Source organism: Roseovarius atlanticus (assembly GCF_001441615.1).
GTDB classification, from domain to species: Bacteria; Pseudomonadota; Alphaproteobacteria; order Rhodobacterales; family Rhodobacteraceae; genus Roseovarius; species Roseovarius atlanticus.
Genome location: NZ_LAXJ01000016.1, coordinates 23,974 through 44,338, shown reverse-complemented (window position 1 = coordinate 44,338; position 20,365 = coordinate 23,974). Strand labels below are relative to the sequence as shown.

Here is a 20,365-nt window from a genome sequence, read left to right as displayed (position 1 = left end):
GGGATTGTTTATTGAAAACTGAATGTGAGGCCATACCGCTTATTGAGGATACACTTGCTAGCGTCACCCGGTTCGATTTCAAACCGGGACAGGAGACCGGCTGGCACGTCCAAGAATTCAACTATGTGATCGTGGCTTTGACTGACTGCCAGATGGAGCTGATAGAGCCATGCGGAGATCGCCATCAGTTCATCGTTCCGGCGGGCACGGCCTATCGCCGAGACGCCGGGATCGAGCACAACGTGATCAATGCCGACTCGGAGCAGATGTCTTTCGTCGAGATAGAAATCAAGTGTGCCAATGAAAGCCGGTGGACTTCGCCAGATACGCAGGCCAATATAGGGCCGCACCGCGGTGCGGAGCGGCCCTTTGGTCGGTCATACTGGCTGAACGGTGGGGCGGAATAGGATCTCGTTCACGTCGACGTTTTCCGGTTGGGACACAGCGAAAGACACCATGTCGGCCATCGTGGTGGCCGGAACGGCGATCTGTTTGACGAAGTCGCGCACATTATCGCCGAGCTCGGGCTCGGTGATGTGTTGCTTCAGCTCGGTATCCACGGCACCCGGCGAGATCACGGTTACGCGCACGTTGTAATCCTTGACCTCCTGGCGCAGACCTTCGGAGAGTGAGCGCACAGCGTGCTTTGTGGCGCAATAGACCGCTCCTGAGGCCACGGTGATATGGCCGTAAACCGAGGACACGTTGATGACCTGCCCTGATTTCTGTTCTTTGAAGATCGGCAGAACGGCGGCGATGCCGTAGAGCGTGCCCTTCATGTTGACGTCGATCATCTGGTCCCACTCGTCGATCCGTAGGCTTTCGAGCGGCGACAGAGGCATGAGGCCCGCGTTGTTGAAGATGACGTCGACGCGGCCAAAGCTGTCCTTGGCCTTCGCGACGAGCGCCTGCACGTCCTCTAGCCTGGTCACGTCGGTTTCCACCGCGACAGCCTCACCGCCCGCGTCGGTGATGTTCTTGACGATGCTGTCGAGCCGATCCTTGCGGCGTGCGCCAAGGGCCAGTTTCGCGCCCTTGGCGGCCAGATCATGGGCCGTGGCCTCGCCCATGCCAGAGGAAGCGCCGGTGATGACGATGACTTTGCCTGTGATGTTGTCGGTCATGATGTGTCCTTTCGTTTGGATGCAGGTTTGGAACGGATAGAGCGTTCAAGCCCTGCGCGGTTTGGGTGGGTTAGGTTTGCGGTGGCCTAGTCCGCCACCTCGATGCGGACAGGGAAATCCCCGTTGCGGACAAGCATGTCGATCGGCCCGTCAAAGGCACCTAGCCGCACATGACCGCGCGAGCGCTGGAATGGCTTGTAGAAGATCGCCAGATTGCCCCAGGGCGCGTAAAGCGTGATGTCACCGGCCTTGGGCTCATAGCTGTCCGGTACGCCGCTGGTGTCCAGCTTGCGCGGCATGTCCGCGACTTTCTCAATCCCGTGGTAGTCGCTCAGCGTCAGGTCGAGAGGCAGAAGCGCCGCAAAATCCTGTGTCACCGGCGTCGTGTCGAGCGTGGCTGTCAGGGTCTTTTCCCCGAAGATCACTCTGATTTCGGTCATGGCGGCCTCCTTTCCTTGGTCGGTTGCCTCTGCGGCGGGGGCAAGGCTGATCGTCAGGGCCGCGATGGCTAGGCGATTAAGTGCTGTCTTCGGCGCGATCATGGTCAGCCCTCCTTGGTGATGAGGGAGATATACGCCGATGGCGGCGCGGGATAATCCCCGCTGAATCTCTACCTCTCATGAAGGCGCCTCATGAATGGGTGACATTGTTCGCCGAGTGATGAGGGCAATCATTCATGAACCCTCCTCATGTCCGCTTGCCGAATGCCGCCCATGATCCGGGCCATCACGCGCTTTAGGTAGCCGTTCATGTCGGGACGGTCGCGGTGACCGACCCATAAACGCAGCCAAAAGGAGATTTTTCGACATGACACGAATTCTGGGACCCACACTTGCTCTGGGGCTGGCCGCGCCCGGCGCCTTCGCGCAATCCATGGAAATCACTCGCGCGAGCGATCAAGAGGGCTTTATCGGCGATGCCGATCTCTTCACCGGCACCGCCTATATCGAACCGGTTTTCCCCGCCAACGAGCCCTTTGCCGTGAACGCGGGCAAAGTGACCTTCCTGCCCGGCGCACGGTCGGCCTGGCACACGCATCCGGCGGGCCAGATGCTCATCGTGACCGAGGGCACCGGCTGGGTACAGGAACGCGGTCAGGAGCGCCACGTCATGCAGGCCGGCGACGTGATCTGGTGTCCGCCGGAAGTCGAGCACTGGCATGGCGCGACGGACAGCACGGTTGTCACGCATATCGCGGTGCAGCAGTTCGCCGACGGTGAGAACGTCGTCTGGGGCGAGCATGTGACCGACGCCGAATACGGGGCCGAGTAGCGACTCTTGCCGCTCCGCCCATTCATTCGGCGGGGCGGCATAATTCTTCGACACATGAAAATTCGACATATATTCTGAGGGGCAACCGACGTGATCATCGATCCGCAGATCCAAGGCGCCCTCATGCTTCGAGAGAATATCCAGGACCTTATCGCGCTGGCCGCCGTGGCCGAAGAGCGCAGCTTTACCCGGGCCGCAGCACGGCTCAACGTGTCGCAATCTGCGCTCAGCCATACGATCAAGGGGCTGGAGCAGCGCCTTGGTCTGCGGCTTCTAACGCGCACGACGCGCTCTGTCGCGCCGACGCTGGAGGGCGAGGACCTGCTCGCCACTCTGAACCCTTGTCTGGAAAAGATCGAGGCGCGTCTTCATGCGCTAAACGCCTCTCAGGGCGCGCCGTCTGGGACGGTGCGGATCGTAGGGGTTGAGTATGCCATCGAGTCCCTGCTTTGGCCCAAGCTGTCTCCGGTGTTGAAGGAATACCCAGACGTGAAGGTCGAGTTCGTGATGGACTATGGCTATACCGATCTGGCCGAAAGCCAGTGCGATGCGGGCGTGCGGTACGGCGATCAGGTGAGCGATGGCATGATCGCGATGCGCATTGGCCCGGATGAACGAATGATCTGCGTCGGGGCACCCGCCTATTTTGACGTGGCGGGCACGCCCGAGGTGCCGCAAGACCTCACCGGGCACCAGTGCATCAACCTTCGCCTCACGAACCACGGCGCGCTTTACGCGTGGGAGTTCGAGGACAAGGATTGCACCGAGATCCGGGTCAAGGTGCAGGGACAGGCGGTGTTCAACACGATCAACCCGGTGCTGCGGGCCGCCAAGGACGGGCACGGGCTGGCGCTGGTGCCCGAGCGGCTGGCGCAGGGGCATCTAGACAGCGGGGCGCTGCGCCTGTGTCTTGAGGAGTATTGCCCCTATTTCCCCGGTTTCCACCTCTATTATCCCAGTCGCCAGCGGCCTTCATCGGCGTTTGGTGTCGTGCTGGATGCGCTCCGTGAAAAGAGCTGAGGGATTGATGAGAAGGGATCATGAATGGCTTGAGCATCCCGGCCATTAAGGCGAGCGGCGTTCACACCATATGAGGGGAACATCACAGCGAACCAAGGAGATTCCCCGATGAAGACCTTTCTCACCGCTTCCGCCCTCGGTCTGATGACCAGCGCCGCCGTGGCCCAGGACGCAACGCAAACACTGCCAGAGGCCGTGGGCAAGGTCGCCCCGGCGCTTGAGGCCTATTCCAACAACGCGCTCTTCAGCGAGGTCTGGACAGACGCCGCTATGTCGCCGCGCGACCGAGCGCTTGTCACGCTTGCGGCACTGATGACCCGGCACGAAACAGGCGCACTTGAGGTTCATTTCGCGTTGGCATTGGACGCGGGTGTGACCGCGGCAGAGATTTCCGAAACAATCACGCACCTCGCTTTCTATACAGGCTGGGGCAATGCGACCGCCGCCGCCAAAGCCGCCGCACCAGTTTTCGACGATCACGGCATCACCGCAGAAGAGCTGCCCGCGGTCGACCCCGAGCTGCTGCCATATGACGAGGAAGCTGAGGCAAACCGCCAGGAGTTCGTACAAGGAACTTATGGCAGCGTCAGCCAAGGCGTGGTCGATGATACTGAACAGCTTCTCTTCCTCGACCTCTGGCGTCGCCCCGCGCTCGAGCCGCGCGACCGCAGCTTGGTGACGGTCGCGGCGCTGATCGCAGCTGGCCAGCCGGAACAGATGACGTTCCACCTCAACCGGGCGATGGATAATGGCCTGACGCAAGAAGAGGCCGGCGAGATGCTGTCGCATCTGGCATTCTACGCGGGCTGGCCCAAAGTCTTTTCGGCAATGCCGGTTGCTAAAGACGTGTTCGAGAACCGCGCGGACTGAGTCAGGCGAAGAGAAGGAAAACGGCATGAAGATTGGTATTTTGGGCTCCGGCCTGATGGGGTCGCAACTGGGCCGGATCTGGGCGACTTGCGGGCATGACGTGCTGTTCTCCTACTCCCGCAGCACTTCAAAGCTGGACCGGCTCGCTCGCGAATGTGGCGGGCAGAGTGCGACGGTGTCAGAGGCAGTGCGCGATGCCGATGCGCTGCTTCTGGCTGTCCACTGGAGCCGTGTTCCGGATGTGCTCGAACAATCGGGCGCGCTCAAAGACCGAGTTGTGTTGAACTGCTGCGTTCCTCTGAACGATGCCAACTCGGAGCTCGTTCTGGGCACGACGACTTCGGGCGCGGAAGAGCTGGCGCGCCGTCTTCCCGATGCCCGTTGGGTTTCATGCTTCAACACCGTGCCATCAGAGGCCTTCGAGCCAGTTTTTGCCCGAAAAGGCGAAACACCGCCTCCGCAGGTCCTGATCTACGGCGAAAGTCTTTCTGCAAAGAAAGTTGCTCAAGACCTGATCCGGGACGCAGGATTCCAGCCACTGGAGGCGGGGGGGCTGCGCACTGGGCGTTTCGTGGAGCCCTTTGCTATGGTCACGGCGGAGTTGGCCTATGCACAGCCAGGCGGCCCGGCCCTGACCTATCATTTCACAAAATTTCGCTGACGGTACAGGAAAGTCGAATGATGAAGATCATCAGATCTGGAAGCGACACATCGGAAGTAGGTTCAGCGAATTGTTTCGCAAGCAACGTAAAACTTGAGTTGCTTTTCAGAGCCGAAGTGCTCGGACGCACTCCCGGCGCTCAACTAGACTGTAAGTCAGGTGGTTGGACAGATTGGCACAAGCTTCCCGCCTTTCAGTCGAAGGTTGTAATGTGCGAGCGCGGCCGGGGGCAGCGCAAAAGCGGGCTGATGGAAGAGAGACTGGTATGAAACGACGTGAATTCGTGAAGGCTAAACTGCTTTTTTCCGCCACACTTGCCAGCGGGTTGGTCACGGGTCGCGCAGCGAAGGCGCAGACCGCCGATAAGCCATACAACACGGACATCAAAACACTTTTGATCGCTTCACACCCCTATCCGGAACGATCCGTGTTTAACAAAGGGCTGCAACAGGCGGCCGAGAGTGTAAATGGGGTGACAGTACGAAATCTAGAAACAATCTACGGTTTCGATACGCGTGCCATTAACGCGCAAAACGAACGCGGAATCATTCGGCAGCATGACCGGATCGTGTTCATGTTCCCGACGCATTGGTTTAACATCACGCCAATGATGAAGGCGTATTTGAATGACGTCTGGGGCAGGGTTGGCCCCGGATTGTGGCGAGGCAAGGAGATGCTTCTTGTCACAACCGCAGCTGGCGGCAAATCCACGTATGGTAAGACAGGCAGAATTGGTGTCGATCTGGAAGACGTCTTCACCCCGATGGAGGCCAGCGCTTCGCACGCCGGGATGATCTATTTGCGCCCGCTTACGTTTAAGTCGATTTCAGTTTCGGAACTTCCCGAGTACAGGCAGCGGTTGATCGATCGGCTTCAAAGTTAAACCAGCCCCTCCTACAGCTTTGCCAGACCAAGCTTGTGAGGTGACTTTTTTGCAAGGGACAGAACTGGGGCACAAAGTGCGGTTTGATCTGTTCGCATGTGTCACTTCAAATCATGCAATAAGGCGCATAATGTTCATGTCCAAAAGGGCGGAGAGCCGACATTCGCTGCTTAGGTTGAGAACGTCCGCTTTGCGGGTTAAGCAACCGGGTTGCTTTAATCTTTAAGCTCAGAACGTATTGATCGAGATGCCAATGAAACTTTCCTCGGAATCGAACTTGTAGCCGGCACGGAAACTCGCCTTAGTATTCGGGATCCCGAATGCCACCGCCGCAACCTTGTCGCGGAAACCGTCGTCGTCCCCGAGATAGCTGAACTCGAACGTTACGTCCGGTTTGTCGAAGCCGATGGCGGCAAGGGCGAAGTAGCCGCGATCGATCGTTGTTGCCTCACCGAGCACAAAGATGCTGCCGAAACTTGTGGGCTGATAATGCTCGGCCACGAGCCGTATCCCACCCTTGACCGTCTCAAGCCCCTCAAGCTGGATTGCCGGTCCGGCGCGGAAGGTGACCGGCGTCCCAAGCGTGAATTTGTAACTGGCCGTCAGGTTCAGATCCTCCGGCCCGGTATAGTCGCTGAATACCATGCCGTATGACAGACGGTCGCGCTCGACCGATATCACGGCCGTCGTGGTGTCTTCGCCGAGATCCAGTTGATAGAACTCTCCGTCGGCCTGTGCCGCCGGGGCTGCGAACGCAAGCATCGCGGCGGCGTAGCGCATGGTTTTAGTCCCTGCGGTCAAGTGTTGTTCCTTTCCTGGCTGTCCTGTCCCGGCTGATGCGCGATATGCGCCGCGCCATGTCACCCAGCATGTTCCAAGTGTTCACGACGCTGATACCGGGTGTATTGTCTTCGGTATAGAACTTCATGAACAGGGCATCGCGCTGTTCTTCGTCGGGCATAAGTTCGACGCGCATTCCGTCGGCTGTCTGCGCCAGGACGAAAACTGGCAGCTCGCCAACGCCTGGAAGGTCGATCTTCCCATAGGTGCCGACGTCGAAATGCCCGCCCCGCACCCGTGCGGTGTCCTGGGTCAGGCTGGTCACCCACATGCGCTTTGATACTTCGCCCGAGGTGAAGGTGACGCGCTCTGGCGTGTCGGCAACATGGCGTTCGCGTCGGGGCAGTTCCACACAAGCGATGATCGTCAGCGTCAGCACGATCATGTTGTAAATCGTCCAAAAGAGTATGACCCATTTGCCTTCGCCCGCGTCGTTGAAGGCAAAACGGTCGGTGACGATACCCAGCAGAAGCCCGACAATAGTAAGACCAAGCAGGATGGCGAAAGGGGCCAGCATGTTCCATTGCACCACGATGCGGCTGCGGTCCCCACCCTTGGCCGTCACGCTGAAAGGGTGGCCCCTTGGCTGCACGAGCCCGGTGAACGCCGCGCGGGTGATCGGCAAGGCGCCCAGCAGCTGGCTGACATCGGTCAGGATCGGCACCACGTTGCCGCGCGACATCAGGTTTATGGCCATCAGGTTCCAGGCGAAGAAACAGCCGAAATAAGATATGACATCGGCCGGGCTGGCGTCCACGACGGTGATGTTCCCGTACCAGTAGAGCAATGGGAAAATCATGGCCGCGACGCGGAACGGAAACGTCGTGATCCAGTAGAGGCTGGCATCGATGACACTCCAGCGGTCGCGCAGACGCAGCCCGTTCTTGCGGAACGGTCCGACCCGGCTGCGCGCGATCTGCATCATGCCGAGGCACCAGCGCGAGCGTTGCGTGACGTATTCCTTCAACCCCTCCGGTGCGAGGCCCTCGGTCAACGGCTCGTTGAGGTATGCGGTGTGCCAGCCTGCATTCTGAAGGCACAGCGTGATCATGTAATCTTCGGTGATGCTGTCGGTGGGGAAGCCGCCGATATCCTTCAAGGCGTCCAGCCGCATGATCGAGGATGTCCCACAGCAGAAGGCGACGCCCCAGCCATCGCGCGAGGGCTGCATGTCGTCGAAGAAGAAGCGCTGCTCGTCGGGATAGGACCGGCTTATCCCGAGGTTGTGCTGTATAGGATCGGCGTTGAAGAAGTGCTGCGGGGTCTGGACAAGACCCACCGCCGGATCGTGAAAAAGGGCCAGCGTGCGTGAGAGAAATCCGCGATGCGGCACGAAATCGGCATCCAGAACGGCCACGTAATCCGGGGGCGTCTCCCGCGCCCAGAGAACCTGAAGCGTATGGTTGATGTTGCCGGCCTTTGCGTGCTTGTTGTCGGGGCGCCGTATGTAGGTGACGCCCTCTTTCTCGCAATAATCACGCAACCAGTCGCGACGTCCGTCATCGAGAACCATGACTTCCTTGGCAGGATGGCGCAGGGCCTTGGAACCAATGATGGTACGTTCAAGCACCTCCAGTTCCTCGTTATATGTCGCGATCAGGATCGCGACCTTCGGCGGCGTGTCCCCCCACCAACCGGCGTTGCGGTCGGCGTCGGGACTTCGGTCGCGGTGAAGCATAAGGATGAAGAACGCGCTGATCGAGCTTACGATTGCCATTAACTCCAGCCCCAGCAGCAGCCCACTTGCCAGAAAATCAATGGTCCAGCCCACCGGGGCGATCGTTTCGGTCGTGCGCCACCATGCGTACCTGATCGCGAAAATGATCGCGATCACGAACAGGAAGATACGGTGATGGGTGTCCTGACGGTCGATGACATACGGCAGAATCAGTGCCAAGCCGAGTATTGGAATCACGTGCATCAGGCTCGCGCCCATATCGCCGAGGTAAAGATTTGGCAGCATTACTCCCAGAACTTCCACAATATATCGAGTGGGCGGTCATCAAAGAACACGCGGCCCGTTCTGCCTATGCTGCAACCGTCCACCGGATCCGTCCTCAGTTCCGGAACGACGAGCGCTACATCGTAGCGTTGCAGGTGTTCTTCGCTCGGAGCCACCGCCATGCCTTCGTATACAGAGGCCGCGCCGGAGCCCGCGAGGCGGGCGACCGTCCCCTGCATCGCCTCGTCGCCGCCAAGCGGGCGAAACGTCGCGGTGTCGCCGGTGGAAAGCGAATTATAGATGGTTTCCGACACCGACAACGTGACCAGCACCGACGCGCAGTCGGCGATGTTCATGATAGGATCACCCCGTTGGACGTTCACGCCGTTTGCAGTCAATTCCTGCCACAGAACGCCGTTGACCGGCGAAGAAAGTGTATCTCCGCGCAGCTTGACGAGACGCGACAACTCCCGCTCTATGCGGGTTTCGTAAGCCGCCAGCTGTTCTTCGGCCCGGGCGATATTTGCCTCGACAAGTGTCAACGAGGTCTCTGCTTCGCGCTGTCTCAGTGCCATATTCCATGCCGCGCCTGCGGAGTCGTCAAGATATATCGCGCGCCGCGCTGCGAGCAGTTGCAGAGCCTCCAAACCGGCGAAGTCCTCGATGGCGCCATCCAGAAACGCGCCTGAAAGTTCGAGAAAGCGATCGGGGTCGTTTTCATCGGGCGCAAGCTTGTTCTCGTCGACGGTAAGGCTGCCAGATTCCGAGGGTGGCTGGTCCCGATTTGGCGAGGTGTCTGGATCAGACGGTGCTCCACCTGCGGTGATCTCAAGTTCCCGAGTTCGTGCAGCCGCGTACTTTCCGGCCGTCGATTCGATCCAGCGCAACGCTTCCCGTCGTGCATCGCGTTCGGCTTTGTAGCTTGTCAGATCCGCAGCCAGAAGGTCTCTTTCCAATTGCAGGTCGTTCAGGCGCACCTGGTCGGCCCTTGCATCTTCGACGGAGAAGAGTGTTGAGCCCTCTTTGATAAAAGCACCAGGCGCGCGATCCGGAAGATCAACGTCCCCGGCGACGGGAGCACGCGCGGTCAAGAGAGGCGCGTTAACAAATGCATTCGCGCTGGCCCCGGTCATCTGCTCCACGACAATGACGTAGAGCGCCCCAAACAGGAGAAAAAAACCAATACACAGGCGAAGATACCGCAATGTCGGCCCCTCTTGCAATTATAAGCATAGTTTAACCTTTATACGCACAACCAAATTAACGATACTATGGTGTAGGAAGATTTCGCTCGTCTGTGAGTTGTGTATGCAACTCCATCTTTGCTCCTGTTGTGGAACGAAAGTTGGAAAGTTGCACATACTGCTGCCAGAATTCGAAGTTATGCGGCTGTGAAAAGTATCGGGTGGTCGTCTTGGATGTCCGTGGTGAGAGGCAGAGCGCACCCCGTTCATGAGTAAAAGTAAGTGGAATTCGACAAATGGTTAAGCCTGATTTGACAAGTTCCGGCAGGGAAAACGTTCACGCTCCACGACTAGCAACATCTATCTTCGGCTTTGTCATGATTTGCGGCCTGCTGGGCATGGTTGCAATTTGGTGGCCTATACATCAGCACGCGCGAAGCTTCGAAACACGGGTCGAATCCGAGAATGCCATCCGCGGAGTGAAGGCACTTCGGCTCGCGGTTTCCCGGGCGGTTGAACGGGAATGGGAAAGCCTTCAAGCCGTCGCAGGACAGATCGCTCCAATGGAAAACGAAGAGATCCGCGCATTCACCGACGCTGTACTCGTCGCCGGTGGACGTGTCGCTTGGGCTGGGCTCGCCGATCTTTCCGGCACCATCAGAGTCGGCTCCAATGGGAGCCGCGTGGGCACCTCCGTATCAAGCACAGACTGGTATCGACAGGGTCTTCGCGGTCCGTTTTTTGGTGACATAACATCGTCCAACCCCACCGCGGCGCATGAGCAGAACGATGTGTTGAACATTGCCGTGCCAGTCAAATCCGCCGATGGAGATGTTACTGGAGTATATGTATACAGTCTGAAAGCAAGTTGGCTTCAGGATTACGTTCAGGCTGCTGCGGACGACCTTGGCTTGCTGGCTTATGTCGTCGACAAGCGCGGCCGCTCAATCTTTCCGACGCAACAGCAGACCAGCGTGGACCTTACACCAGCCAGTCTCAGTTCCCTTTCTCTCAATATCGAATCCGCACAGGTCGTCGAGGATGCAAACGGCGTGAGAAACATCTACGCCGTTGCGCCCGAGCTCACGGTCGGCAACGCGCCCCCCACTGGCCTCTCTCTGGTTGCGCGCGTTCCGCCAGCTTCTTTCGGTCAGGATGTATCGGACTTGTCCGTCGCAATGTGGATCAGTCTGCTGAGCTTGCTCGGTGTCTTGGGAGCGTTTTCGATCCTGTTCACACGGCATTTCGTGCGCCCTCTGGAGCGCCTGTCCGAGACCGCCCGAGAGATAGCAGATGGCAAGGAACCTTATCCGGAGGAGTTCAATTCCAGCCGCGAAAGTGAGCAGCTCTCGCATGCGCTCAGCCGTATTCAGAGCCGATACTACTAGAGAACTTCAATCGCTTGGCACCGGAAGCCGGTATCTTGTCAGGTGATCATTCTGATCGCCAAACCATCATTCGTTGCAACAGAGGCGAATGTCGGCTCTGGGCCGAAGCTAACCAGTTTAACGACAATACGGTTTTGAAGGTATGACCCGCGAAGCTTCAGTTTCGAATTTCCGATATTTACCGCCTGAGTATCGAGGGCAGTCTCTGGCATGTCCGGCAGCTATCACCGCAGCACCCAGATCCAAACCATCTTTGTCCCAGCAGACGCCTACCCAGCGGTCATAGGTCTTCTCACCGTTGAACTCGCAAGTGATCAAAGCATTGCTGTAGGCATTCTGCATCCAGCGCTTCCCGGCCTGCCCTCCTCGTTCGTTCAATTCGGGAGCATCGACACCATTGAGCCGCACGGCAATGCGTCCACGACTTGTTGCAATCTCGATGGTGTCTGCGTCCCGGACATGGACAAGCTTTCCGCTGAGGGTTGTTGCCTGGGCGTGTGAAGTAGCGCTGAGCACGCAAATCATTGCGAGGAGCGCGACGGAGGTTAGGGATTTTGTCCGGGATCAGCGCCCATGGGACAGATCAGCGTGATTGCATAACGGAGGATTTCTGGCTCATCTGAACCGTCAAGGAGTGAAGATGAGACACAAATCCGGAACACCAAAAGGGTCGGCCGAAAAGGTCGTCAAGGACATCCGCCGCAAGACACGGCGCCAGTTCAGCGCGGAGGAGAAGATCCGCATCGTGCTGGAAGGTCTGCGCGGCGAAATCAGTATCGCGGAACTCTGTCGTCGCGAGGGGATAAGCTGAACGTTCGCTATCTGGAAGCTGCGACGCAGCAAGTCACCAATCTCGGAACGGCAGCTCAGGGCCGTTTGCGGACGTTGCTCTTGACCCCGCCGAGTGCATGAAATACTCCTCTGAACTGTTGAGCGGGCGTTGTGTAATGGTAAGACCTCAGCCTTCCAAGCTGATGATACGGGTTCGATTCCCGTCGCCCGCTCCAGAAATTCATTTCCGACAGTTTGCCGACAAAAACTTTTAGTGCGTACGTTTTAGTATTTGAAATAATGATATAAATTCCCGTCTGCGCATCTGTCTTCCAAGCTGATGATATGGGTTCGATTCCCGTCGCCCGCTCCAGTATCCCCGCCCTTGCAGGCCCATAGGCTGCCGTGCCCGGTGATCGAGCGGATGTTACGCCCTTGACCCCGGCGGCGTGCCCCGCCATGACATGGGCCGGACGAAAATCTTGCGCGGGGATACATGGTAAGACGGGCCGAAAACGGCGCAGACATGATCGAGCGGGAGGGGTCGAAGCGCATGGGGGCGTTGTCGGAGCTCTGGCCGTTTCTGCAACCTTACCGACGTTTGCTGGCCTTGGCGGTTCTGGCACTTGTGCTGACGGCCTGTGTTTCGCTGGTGCTGCCGTTGGCGGTGCGGCGCGTGGTCGACAATTTCTCGGTCGAGGACGGGGCGATCCTGGACAAGTATTTCCTGGCCGCGGTCGGTATCGCGGGACTGCTCGCGATTGGCACGGGGCTGCGCTATGCGTTGGTGACGCGGCTGGGCGAACGGGTCGTGGCGGACATGCGCAAGGCGGTCTTCGACAAGGTTATCGGGCTGAGCCCGGCCTTTTACGAGCGCACCATGACGGGCGAGATCCTGAGCCGCGTGACAACGGATACGACGCTGATCCTTTCGGTGATCGGGTCGTCGATTTCCATCGCGCTGCGCAACCTGCTGATCTTCGTGGGCGGGCTGGTGCTGATGCTGTTTACCTCGGCCAAGCTGACCGGGATGGTGTTGCTGCTGGTGCCGCTGATCATCGTGCCGATCCTTACGCTGGGGCGCAGGTTGCGCAAGCTGAGCCGCGAGAACCAGGACTGGATTGCGGCCAGTTCCGGCAATGCCTCGGAGGCGCTATTGAACGTGCAGACGGTGCAGGCCTTCACCCATGAAGGGGCCAGCCGGGCGGCGTTCTCGGACGTCACCGAGCGCAGCTTTGACGTGGCGCGGCGGCGCATATGGGTGCGGGCGTTGATGACGGTTATCGTTATATTCCTGGTGTTTACGGGCATTGTTTGCGTGCTCTGGATCGGGGCACGGGACGTGCGCGCCGGTGAGATGACGGCGGGCACATTGGTGCAGTTCGTGATCTACTCGGTCATGGTGGCCGGTGGCGTTGCGGCCTTGTCGGAGATCTGGGGCGAATTGCAGCGGGCCGCCGGGGCGACGGAGCGGCTGGTGGAGCTGTTGCAGGCCGAGGACGAGGTGCAGGACCCGGCCCGGCCCGAGATGCTGCCGCGTCCGGTCAAGGGGCGTGTCGCCTTCGAGAATGTCAGCTTCACCTATCCCACACGGCCCGATGCACCGGCGCTGCATGAATTGAACCTGGTGATCGAACCGGGCGAGACGGTGGCGCTGGTGGGTCCGTCCGGGGCGGGCAAGACGACGATCATCCAGATGATCCAGCGGTTCTACGATCCGCAATCGGGTCAGGTAACGCTGGATGGTGTGCCGCTTGATCGGATGGCGCGGCCCGACTTTCGGGCGGAGCTGTCGCTGGTGCCGCAGGAGCCGGTGATCTTTGCCGCCTCGGCGCGGGACAACATCCGGTTCGGGCGGATCGACGCGGATGACGACGCGGTCGAAGCGGCAGCGCGGGCGGCGGCGGCGCATGAGTTCATCATGGCGTTGCCGGACGGGTATGACACCTATCTGGGTGAGCGCGGAGTGATGCTGTCGGGCGGGCAGAAACAGCGGGTGGCGATTGCGCGCGCAATTCTGCGCGATGCGCCCGTGCTTCTGTTGGACGAGGCGACCTCGGCACTGGATGCCGAGAGCGAGCGCGCGGTGCAACAGGCGGTCGACGGGCTGGCCAAGGACCGCACGACGGTGATCGTGGCGCATCGGCTGGCCACGGTGAAGAAGGCAGACCGGATCATCGTGATGGAACAGGGCCGCATCGTGGCGGAAGGGACGCATGACAGCCTGGTCGCCGAGGGGGGCCTTTACGCCCGGCTGGCGCGGTTACAGTTCACCGATGGGGCGGCGGCTTAGGGCGCGGCCAAAAGCTTTGGAAAAGCTTTTGGCAAATCCTTTTTGAAAGGATTTGCGGCGGTGCGTTGGTTTCCGAGGGTGCCTTGTGTAGTCTTTTCAAAACACGAGCGGGTGCCGCTGATGCGCGAGGATCCAGCCTACATTTCCCAGACCACCGGTGCGCCGATGCGTGTTGTCCTGTTGGGGGCAAGCGGCACGATCGGGGGGGCGGTTCTGGATGTGCTGCTGGCCGATGGCCATGAAGTGATTTGCCCGTTGCGCCGCGCTGACGCATCGGTGCCTGAGCAGGTGCAGCGCGTCATCGGGGACCTGTCGGCGCCCGATCTGCTGAAGGACGCGATGCGCGGGGCCGACGCCGTTGTCAGTTGCCTGGCCTCGCGGTCGGGCGCGCCCGGCGATGCCTGGGCGGTGGATCACGGGCTGAATATGACGACCCTGCGCGCGGCGGAGGCGCAGGGCGTCGGGCGGTTCGTCCTGTTGTCGGCGATCTGCGTGCAGAAACCGGTGCTGGCGTTCCAGAAGGCCAAGCTGGCCTTCGAGGCGGAGTTGCGCGCATCGGACCTGTGCCACGTGATCGTGCGGCCCACGGCGTTTTTCAAATCGCTGTCCGGGCAGATGGACAGGATACGGGCGGGCAAGCCTTACCTTGCATTCGGCGACGGTCGAATGACCGCCTGCAAGCCGATCAGCGATGGCGATCTGGCGCGGTTCATGGTGAACGCGCTGACCAATCCGGCCTGCGACAACCGAATTCTGCCGGTCGGCGGGCCCGGTCCGGCGCTGACGCCCGAGGATCAGGGCCGGTTGCTGGCCGATTCGCTGGGCGTGCCGTTCCGGATGAAACGCGTGCCGGTGGGTTTGCTTGACGCTATCATTGCCACACTGAGTGTTACCGGAAGGTTAAACAGGCGTGCCCGCGCCAAGGCAGAGCTGGCGCGGATCGGGCGCTATTACGCGACCGAGTCGATGCTGGTCTGGGACGAGACCCGGCAACGTTATGACGCGGACGCGACACCGGAATTCGGGCAGGACCGGCTGGAGGAGTTCTATGCCCGGCTTGCGGCGGGTGAGATCGCGCTGGAACGCGGCGACCATGCGGTGTTCTGAACTGGTCAAGCGCATACGGATCGGGTAGGGGAAGCCCTTATGACAAAAGGCTTTGCATCATGACCCAACGTGCCGGTTTCATCGCCCTGATCGGGGAGCCCAATGCGGGCAAGTCCACGCTGCTGAACCGAATGGTGGGCGCGAAGGTCAGCATCGTGACGCACAAGGTGCAGACCACGCGCGCGCGGATCCGTGGCGTGGCCATCGAGGGCGACGCGCAGCTTGTTTTCGTGGACACGCCTGGGCTGTTCGCGCCGCGCCGGCGGCTGGACCGGGCGATGGTGGCCGCGGCCTGGAGCGGGGCGGCGGATGCGGATGTGGTCGTGCTGTTGGTCGAGGCGCATCGGGGTGTCACGGAAGGGGTCGAGAAAATCCTGGACGGGCTGGACGCCTTGCCCAAGGGGCGGCGCGTGGCGCTGGCGATCAACAAGATCGACCGGGTGCAGTCCGAGGTGCTGCTGGGGCTGACCAAGGACCTGAACGAACGGCATGAATTTGTTGAGACTTTCATGATTTCCGCCGAGAAGGGGCATGGGGTCGAGGACCTGCGCACATGGCTGGCGGACGAGATGCCGGAGGGGCCGTGGCTGTACCCCGAGGACCAGATCGCCGACCTGCCGCTGCGGATGATCGCGGCCGAGATGACGCGCGAAAAGCTGACCCTGCGGCTGCACCAGGAATTGCCTTATCAGCTGACTGTCGAGACCGAGAACTGGGAGGAGCGCGAGGACGGATCTGCGCGGATCGACCAGGTGATCTATGTCATGCGGGACGGTCACAAGGGGATCGTTCTGGGCAAAAAAGGTGAGACGATCAAGGCGGTTAGCCAGGCGGCGCGCACCGAGCTTGAGGAGTTCCTGGGGCGGCGGGTGCACCTGTTCACGCAAGTGAAAGTGCGGCCCAACTGGCTGGAGGAAGCCGAGCGGTATTCCGAGATGGGCCTTGATTTCAAGGACGGGAACGGGTGAGCCGACTGACGGCGGAGTTCTGGGTGCAGGCGTACTTGGCGCGGCTGCGGTTGATGGAGATCCCGGCCTTTGTCGTGGCGCATGGCGATGACACCGGCGGCGCGGTGCTGGTGAAGCTGAACACGCTGGACGGGCAAGCGTCTGTTTTTCAACGCTCTTTTGACCTGATGAGTGGCGCGCGGACGTGGGTCACGCTGGCCGAAGGCGACGAGCGCGACGTCGATCAGGCCGTGGCGAGACAGCGGTCGTTCGACCCTGATTTGTGGGTTATCGAGGTGGAGGACCGGCAGGGGCGGCATTTATTGAATGAGCCGGGGTTGCGGGACTAGCGACGGGGGCGCGTGGGTTGTCACCCACCCTACGGAGCCGAACAAAGGTTAACGGCTTGAAGAACGCGAAAACCGCGTCGGTATCACGTCGGTATTTGAGCGGTATCGCGTCGGTGCCATTGGCCAACCCCCGGACTTAACGGGGCGTGCGCGGTAAAGGGGCGGTTAATGCCTTGGGCGTTGGACCGGGGGCGCGGGAGGTCCCGGATCAGGTCCGGGACGGCGATGTGATAGCGCGGCGGCGTGCTATGCCTCTTCCTGCCGGGCGATCCACCAGGTCGTGCCGCTGGTATCGCGGACGCCGCCGCGCAGGTCGCCGTCATCTTGGGACTGCATCGGCTGGACGATTTCGGCCCCCGCGGCCACGGCGCGGTCGAAGGCGGCTTCGGCGTCGGCGAGGTAGAGGTGCAGGTGGGCGTCCGGGCCGTCCGGCATTTCGCCCATCATCACGACGCTGTCGCCGATCCGGCATTCGGCGTGCAGGATGCCGCCGCCGTCGCGTGCGATCACGCGCAGGCGGTCGGCGTTGAAGGCGGCGGCGCAGAAGTCGAGCACCGCGGCCGCATCCGGCACGATCAGGTAGGCGGAGACATCCGGGTAGCCCTGGGGCTTGTGCATGGGCCTACTCCACGGTGATGACCTTGCGCGCGAGCACTTCCTGACCCGCAACGTCGAGGAAACGCAGTTCGTAGACGCCGGGTTCATTCGGCAGGTCGATTTGCACGCCGGTGGCGCCGTCGGTGATCTTGACCGCCTGAAGCCAGGTGAAGATCGCCTGGTTGCCGCGTGCCAGCGTGATGCGCTGGTCGGCGCTGCTGCTGTCCACCTGCCAGGAGACGTCGATGGTGCTGCCGGGGGCCGCGCTGTCGGGCGCGGTGAGGGCGGCGCCGGTGTTGAGGGCGGCGTCTTCGGCCAGTACTTCGACGGCGTGGCGGGCCAGCACGCGGGTGCCTTCGCGCAGGACGTAGCGGAGCTCGTAGAGGCCGGTTTCCGCCGGGGCCTTGAGCGTGGCGGTGGTGCCGTCACGGACGGTCAGGTAGGTGCCGAACTTGTCATCCGCCGCGCCCATCGGGACGAGGTTGATGTAGTCGTTGGTGGAGACCGTTCCGGTCCATTCGGCCGTGATTTCGTCGCCCGCGCGGATTTGTTCCGGGCCGGTGACCGTGACCTCGGGCGGGGTCAGTTCGATCATGGCGGTGGCCAGCACCTTGGGGCCTTCGCGCATGAGGTAGCGCAGCTCGTACATGCCCGGATCGGCGGGCATGGTCAGCGCCACTTCTGACGCGTCGCGCACGACCTGGTAGTTGCCGAACTCGTTTTCCGGCGCCCCGGCGGGGACGACCACGACGTAGTCCTGCGTGTTGACGGTGCCGGTCCACTCGACCGTCACGGAGGAGCCGGTCGCGGCGCTGTCGGGGCCGGAGATGGTGACCTGGGGTTCGGTGACCTCGATCATGGCGGTGGCCATGACCTTGGGGCCTTCGCGCAAAAGGTAGCGCAGTTCGTACATCCCGGTCTCGGAGGGCGCGGTGAGCGTGGTTTCCGCGTTGTCGCGGACGACCTGGTAGTTGCCGAACTCGTTCTCTGCGGCGCCGACGGGGACGATTGTGACGTAGTCCTGAGCATTCACGGTGCCGGTCCACGAGACGGTGAACTGCGCGCCGGTCGAGACGGTTTCGGGACCCGAGACGGTGACCTGAGGCTCGGTGACCTCGATCATGGCGGTGGCCATCACCTTGGTGCCCTCGCGCAGCAGGTAACGCAGTTCATACATGCCGGGATCGGAGGGCGCGACGAGGCGCGTTTCGGTGTCGTCGCGCACGGGCTGGTAGCTGCCGAACGTGTCGGGCTCGGCCCCCACGGGGACGATGGTCACGTAATCCTTGGGGTTGACCGCGCCGGTCCACGAGACGGTGAATTGCGCCCCGGTGCCGACGGTTTCGGGGCCAGAGACGGTGACCTCGGGATTGGCCACCTCGATGGGGGCAGTCGCCAGCACGCGCGGGCCTTCGCGCAGGACGTAGCGCAGTTCGTACATGCCGGGGTCAGAGGGCATGGTGAGCGTCACGGTGTCGTCGTCGCGCACCGGCTGGTAGCTGCCATAGGTGCCGGCATCCGAGCCCGTGGGGGCGATAGTAATGTAGTCCTTGGCATTGACCGTGCCGGTCCAGCTGACAGGGACCTGCGCGCCGGTGACGGCGGTGGCGGGGCCGCTGACCGTGACCTCGGGGGTCAGAAGCTCGATGGTGGCGCTGGCGAGGGTCTTGCCGCCTTCGCGCTGGATGTAGCGGATTTCATGCATTCCGGGATCGGCGGTGGCCAGAAGGCGGCCGGAGCTGTCGTCGCGGACGGGGAAGTAGTTGGTGTAGGTGCCTTCCTCGGCGCCCATGGGGACGATTGTGATGTAATCCTTGGCGTTGACCGTGCCCGCCCAGCTGACTGGGATTTCGGCGCCGGTAAGGGCGGTTTCGGGGGTTTGCAGCGTGACTTGGGGATCGGCCACCTCGAGCGGGCGGCTGGCGACGGTGCGGCTGTCGACGTTGAGGATGTAGCGGATCTCGTACATGCCGGGATCGGCGGGGGCGGTGAGGTCGAAGCTGTCGTGATCGTTGACCGCGCGGTAGTTTGCCAGGGTGCCGGCATCGGTACCGGCGGGCACGATGGCGATATAGTCGCGCGGGTTGATCGTGGGCGACCAGCTGATGGTGACCGGGCTGCCGGTCTGGACGGTGTCGGCGGCTTGCAGGGTGACCTGGGCTGGCGTGATCTCGATGGGGTCGGTGCCGAGGACGGTTTTGGTCTCGGTGCTGTAATAGCGGGCTTCATAGGCGCCGGGCTCGCCCGGCATGGCGAAGGTGACGGCAGTGTCCTTGCCGATGCGGGTGTATTGGCCCAGCTCGGTTTCGGGGGCACCGGCGGGGGCGACGGCGATATAGTCGGCCTCGCTCACGGTGGGGTCCCAGGTGATGGTGGTGGGGCTGCCGGCGACGGCGGTGTCCGGCGCGTCGACGGTGACTTCTGGCGCTTGCGGTTCTGGTTCCGGCTCTGGTGCTGCAACGGCGGTGGCCACGGCGGAGAGGGCCGCGCCAAGCTCGTCGGCGTTGGAGGCCTGGATGTACTGCCCGCCGGTTTCCTCGGCGATGCAGGCGAGCGACGCGGTGTCCTCGTCCGCGCCGAGGCCGAAGCCCACCACGTGGGCAGTAAAGCCGACGCCGCCCTTTTCCAGCGCGCGGGCCAGCTCGCACGGGTCACGCTCGCAGCTTTCCAGACCGTCGGAGATGAGGACCACGGTGGCGGGGCGGTCGGTATAGGAGAGCCGGGTGGCGGCCTGTTCCACGGCGTCGGTCAGAGGGGTCTTGCCGGTGGGGGTGATGGACTTGATCCGGTCCAGGATTTCGCTGCGCTGGGCCGCGCCGGGTTCGACGATGACCTCGATGTCCGTGCAGTCGCCGCGGGCGCGGTGGCCATAGGCCATGAGACCGACGCTGCGATCGTCGGCCCAGTCGCCCAGAAGGTTGTCGATGACGTTGCGGGCGATCTCGATCTTGGCGGTGCCATCGATCTGGCCCCACATCGAGTTGGAGCCGTCGAAGACCACCATCACGTTGTCATTGGCCATCGCCGCGGGGGCGGCCAGAAGTGCGGTGGTCAGCGCCAGGGCGCGGGTGGTGGTATATGTCATCGGGTCCCCCTCAATCAAAAAATCAATTCGG

The 20,365-nt window shown here is 61.5% G+C and carries 19 protein-coding genes, 1 tRNA gene and 1 pseudogene; 14 read left to right on the top strand and 7 right to left on the bottom strand.

Annotated elements, in window-relative coordinates; all coding sequences use genetic code 11:
* The first annotated feature begins 11 nt into the window (after nucleotides 1–11).
* Complete coding sequence (locus XM53_RS13965; RefSeq protein WP_328586678.1) at nucleotides 12–407, top strand: cupin domain-containing protein; 396 nt, start codon at nucleotides 12–14, stop codon at nucleotides 405–407.
* Here the strand turns inward: XM53_RS13965 and XM53_RS13960 are convergent.
* Together XM53_RS13960 and XM53_RS13955 are read right to left on the bottom strand one after the other, a co-directional pair.
* Nucleotides 378–1,124 (bottom strand): SDR family oxidoreductase, encoded by a 747-nt coding sequence (locus XM53_RS13960; protein WP_057794336.1) that lies wholly within the window; start codon nucleotides 1,122–1,124, stop codon nucleotides 378–380. The genes XM53_RS13965 and XM53_RS13960 overlap by 30 nt on opposite strands.
* A gap of 86 nt (nucleotides 1,125–1,210) precedes the next feature.
* Entirely contained in the window at nucleotides 1,211–1,666 is a 456-nt protein-coding gene (locus XM53_RS13955; RefSeq protein WP_236544501.1) for a cyclophilin-like fold protein, read from the bottom strand.
* 265 nt (nucleotides 1,667–1,931) lie between these two features.
* On the opposite strand from XM53_RS13955, the gene XM53_RS13950 reads away from it, so the two are divergent.
* The 5 genes from XM53_RS13950 (at nucleotide 1,932) to XM53_RS13930 (ending at nucleotide 5,830) form a co-directional block, all read left to right on the top strand.
* Complete coding sequence (locus XM53_RS13950) at nucleotides 1,932–2,396, top strand: (R)-mandelonitrile lyase (protein ID WP_057794334.1); 465 nt, start codon at nucleotides 1,932–1,934, stop codon at nucleotides 2,394–2,396.
* A 123-nt stretch (nucleotides 2,397–2,519) separates the two neighbouring features.
* Nucleotides 2,520–3,416 (top strand): LysR family transcriptional regulator, encoded by an 897-nt coding sequence (locus XM53_RS13945; RefSeq protein WP_057794559.1) that lies wholly within the window; start codon nucleotides 2,520–2,522, stop codon nucleotides 3,414–3,416.
* Between the two features lie 108 nt (nucleotides 3,417–3,524).
* On the top strand, nucleotides 3,525–4,286 hold the full coding sequence (locus tag XM53_RS13940) for a carboxymuconolactone decarboxylase family protein (protein ID WP_057794333.1): 762 nt from the start codon (nucleotides 3,525–3,527) through the stop codon (nucleotides 4,284–4,286).
* Nucleotides 4,287–4,311: 25 nt separating this feature from the next.
* The gene (locus XM53_RS13935) at nucleotides 4,312–4,947 is read left to right on the top strand and encodes an NADPH-dependent F420 reductase (RefSeq protein ID WP_057794331.1); all 636 of its coding nucleotides are present in this window, start codon (nucleotides 4,312–4,314) and stop codon (nucleotides 4,945–4,947) included.
* A 265-nt stretch (nucleotides 4,948–5,212) separates the two neighbouring features.
* The gene (locus tag XM53_RS13930) at nucleotides 5,213–5,830 is read left to right on the top strand and encodes an NAD(P)H-dependent oxidoreductase (RefSeq protein WP_057794329.1); all 618 of its coding nucleotides are present in this window, start codon (nucleotides 5,213–5,215) and stop codon (nucleotides 5,828–5,830) included.
* A 228-nt stretch (nucleotides 5,831–6,058) separates the two neighbouring features.
* Here the strand turns inward: XM53_RS13930 and XM53_RS13925 are convergent, their stop codons facing one another.
* Genes XM53_RS13925 through XM53_RS13915 form a run of 3 tightly spaced genes read right to left on the bottom strand, consistent with a single transcriptional unit; the run spans nucleotide 6,059 to nucleotide 9,817 of the window.
* Entirely contained in the window at nucleotides 6,059–6,610 is a 552-nt protein-coding gene (locus tag XM53_RS13925; RefSeq protein ID WP_057794327.1) for a hypothetical protein, read from the bottom strand.
* Between the two features lie 4 nt (nucleotides 6,611–6,614).
* A complete protein-coding gene (locus XM53_RS13920; protein ID WP_057794325.1) occupies nucleotides 6,615–8,633 on the bottom strand; it encodes a glycosyltransferase in 2,019 nt (672 codons plus the stop codon).
* Nucleotides 8,633–9,817: an HlyD family efflux transporter periplasmic adaptor subunit gene (locus tag XM53_RS13915; RefSeq protein ID WP_057794323.1), complete on the bottom strand. Its 1,185-nt coding sequence runs from the start codon at nucleotides 9,815–9,817 to the stop codon at nucleotides 8,633–8,635. Before XM53_RS13915 ends, XM53_RS13920 begins: the two co-directional genes overlap by 1 nt.
* 275 nt (nucleotides 9,818–10,092) lie before the next feature.
* On the opposite strand from XM53_RS13915, the gene XM53_RS13910 reads away from it, so the two are divergent.
* The 8 genes and pseudogenes from XM53_RS13910 (at nucleotide 10,093) to XM53_RS13880 (ending at nucleotide 16,652) form a co-directional block, all read left to right on the top strand.
* Entirely contained in the window at nucleotides 10,093–11,184 is a 1,092-nt protein-coding gene (locus tag XM53_RS13910) for a HAMP domain-containing protein (RefSeq protein ID WP_082631019.1), read from the top strand.
* Nucleotides 11,185–11,394: 210 nt separating this feature from the next.
* Entirely contained in the window at nucleotides 11,395–11,685 is a 291-nt protein-coding gene (locus XM53_RS23735) for a hypothetical protein (RefSeq protein ID WP_236544500.1), read from the top strand.
* Between the two features lie 139 nt (nucleotides 11,686–11,824).
* A pseudogene (locus tag XM53_RS13905) lies at nucleotides 11,825–11,992 on the top strand (transposase); the annotation flags it as partial.
* 125 nt (nucleotides 11,993–12,117) lie between these two features.
* Nucleotides 12,118–12,191: transfer RNA gene (locus XM53_RS13900), tRNA-Gly, on the top strand.
* Nucleotides 12,192–12,481: 290 nt separating this feature from the next.
* Nucleotides 12,482–14,248 carry an ABC transporter transmembrane domain-containing protein gene (locus XM53_RS13895; protein WP_408006069.1) on the top strand — a complete coding sequence of 589 codons (1,767 nt, stop codon included), beginning with the start codon at nucleotides 12,482–12,484 and terminating at the stop codon, nucleotides 14,246–14,248.
* Between the two features lie 120 nt (nucleotides 14,249–14,368).
* Nucleotides 14,369–15,355, top strand: coding sequence for an NAD(P)H-binding protein (locus tag XM53_RS13890; protein ID WP_144435541.1), 987 nt, complete (start codon nucleotides 14,369–14,371; stop codon nucleotides 15,353–15,355).
* 59 nt (nucleotides 15,356–15,414) lie between these two features.
* A complete protein-coding gene (gene era / locus XM53_RS13885) occupies nucleotides 15,415–16,323 on the top strand; it encodes a GTPase Era (RefSeq protein WP_057794317.1) in 909 nt (302 codons plus the stop codon).
* Entirely contained in the window at nucleotides 16,320–16,652 is a 333-nt protein-coding gene (locus XM53_RS13880) for a DUF1491 family protein (RefSeq protein ID WP_057794315.1), read from the top strand. The genes era and XM53_RS13880 overlap by 4 nt, the downstream gene beginning before the upstream one ends.
* A 246-nt stretch (nucleotides 16,653–16,898) precedes the next feature.
* Here XM53_RS13880 and XM53_RS13875 read toward each other — a convergent pair whose 3' ends face one another.
* On the bottom strand, nucleotides 16,899–17,270 hold the full coding sequence (locus XM53_RS13875; protein ID WP_057794313.1) for a VOC family protein: 372 nt from the start codon (nucleotides 17,268–17,270) through the stop codon (nucleotides 16,899–16,901).
* Nucleotides 17,271–17,274: 4 nt separating this feature from the next.
* Nucleotides 17,275–20,334, bottom strand: coding sequence for a VWA domain-containing protein (locus XM53_RS13870; RefSeq protein WP_160321392.1), 3,060 nt, complete (start codon nucleotides 20,332–20,334; stop codon nucleotides 17,275–17,277).
* Nucleotides 20,335–20,365 lie beyond the last annotated feature (31 nt).

What these genes read in the sequence shown, in the direction of transcription:
- XM53_RS13955 (WP_236544501.1), bottom strand. Translation starts at nt 1,666, where the DNA reads ATGATCGCGCCGAAGACAGCACTTAATCGCCTAGCCATCGCGGCCCTG.
- XM53_RS13870 (WP_160321392.1), bottom strand. Translation starts at nt 20,334, where the DNA reads ATGACATATACCACCACCCGCGCCCTGGCGCTGACCACCGCACTTCTG.
- XM53_RS13910 (WP_082631019.1), top strand. Translation starts at nt 10,093, where the DNA reads ATGGTTAAGCCTGATTTGACAAGTTCCGGCAGGGAAAACGTTCACGCT.
- XM53_RS13960 (WP_057794336.1), bottom strand. Translation starts at nt 1,124, where the DNA reads ATGACCGACAACATCACAGGCAAAGTCATCGTCATCACCGGCGCTTCC.
- XM53_RS13945 (WP_057794559.1), top strand. Translation starts at nt 2,520, where the DNA reads ATGCTTCGAGAGAATATCCAGGACCTTATCGCGCTGGCCGCCGTGGCC.
- XM53_RS13890 (WP_144435541.1), top strand. Translation starts at nt 14,369, where the DNA reads ATGCGCGAGGATCCAGCCTACATTTCCCAGACCACCGGTGCGCCGATG.
- XM53_RS13950 (WP_057794334.1), top strand. Translation starts at nt 1,932, where the DNA reads ATGACACGAATTCTGGGACCCACACTTGCTCTGGGGCTGGCCGCGCCC.
- XM53_RS13930 (WP_057794329.1), top strand. Translation starts at nt 5,213, where the DNA reads ATGAAACGACGTGAATTCGTGAAGGCTAAACTGCTTTTTTCCGCCACA.
- XM53_RS13935 (WP_057794331.1), top strand. Translation starts at nt 4,312, where the DNA reads ATGAAGATTGGTATTTTGGGCTCCGGCCTGATGGGGTCGCAACTGGGC.
- era (WP_057794317.1), top strand. Translation starts at nt 15,415, where the DNA reads ATGACCCAACGTGCCGGTTTCATCGCCCTGATCGGGGAGCCCAATGCG.
- XM53_RS13920 (WP_057794325.1), bottom strand. Translation starts at nt 8,633, where the DNA reads ATGCTGCCAAATCTTTACCTCGGCGATATGGGCGCGAGCCTGATGCAC.
- XM53_RS13875 (WP_057794313.1), bottom strand. Translation starts at nt 17,270, where the DNA reads ATGCACAAGCCCCAGGGCTACCCGGATGTCTCCGCCTACCTGATCGTG.
- XM53_RS23735 (WP_236544500.1), top strand. Translation starts at nt 11,395, where the DNA reads ATGTCCGGCAGCTATCACCGCAGCACCCAGATCCAAACCATCTTTGTC.
- XM53_RS13925 (WP_057794327.1), bottom strand. Translation starts at nt 6,610, where the DNA reads ATGCGCTACGCCGCCGCGATGCTTGCGTTCGCAGCCCCGGCGGCACAG.
- XM53_RS13940 (WP_057794333.1), top strand. Translation starts at nt 3,525, where the DNA reads ATGAAGACCTTTCTCACCGCTTCCGCCCTCGGTCTGATGACCAGCGCC.
- XM53_RS13895 (WP_408006069.1), top strand. Translation starts at nt 12,482, where the DNA reads ATGATCGAGCGGGAGGGGTCGAAGCGCATGGGGGCGTTGTCGGAGCTC.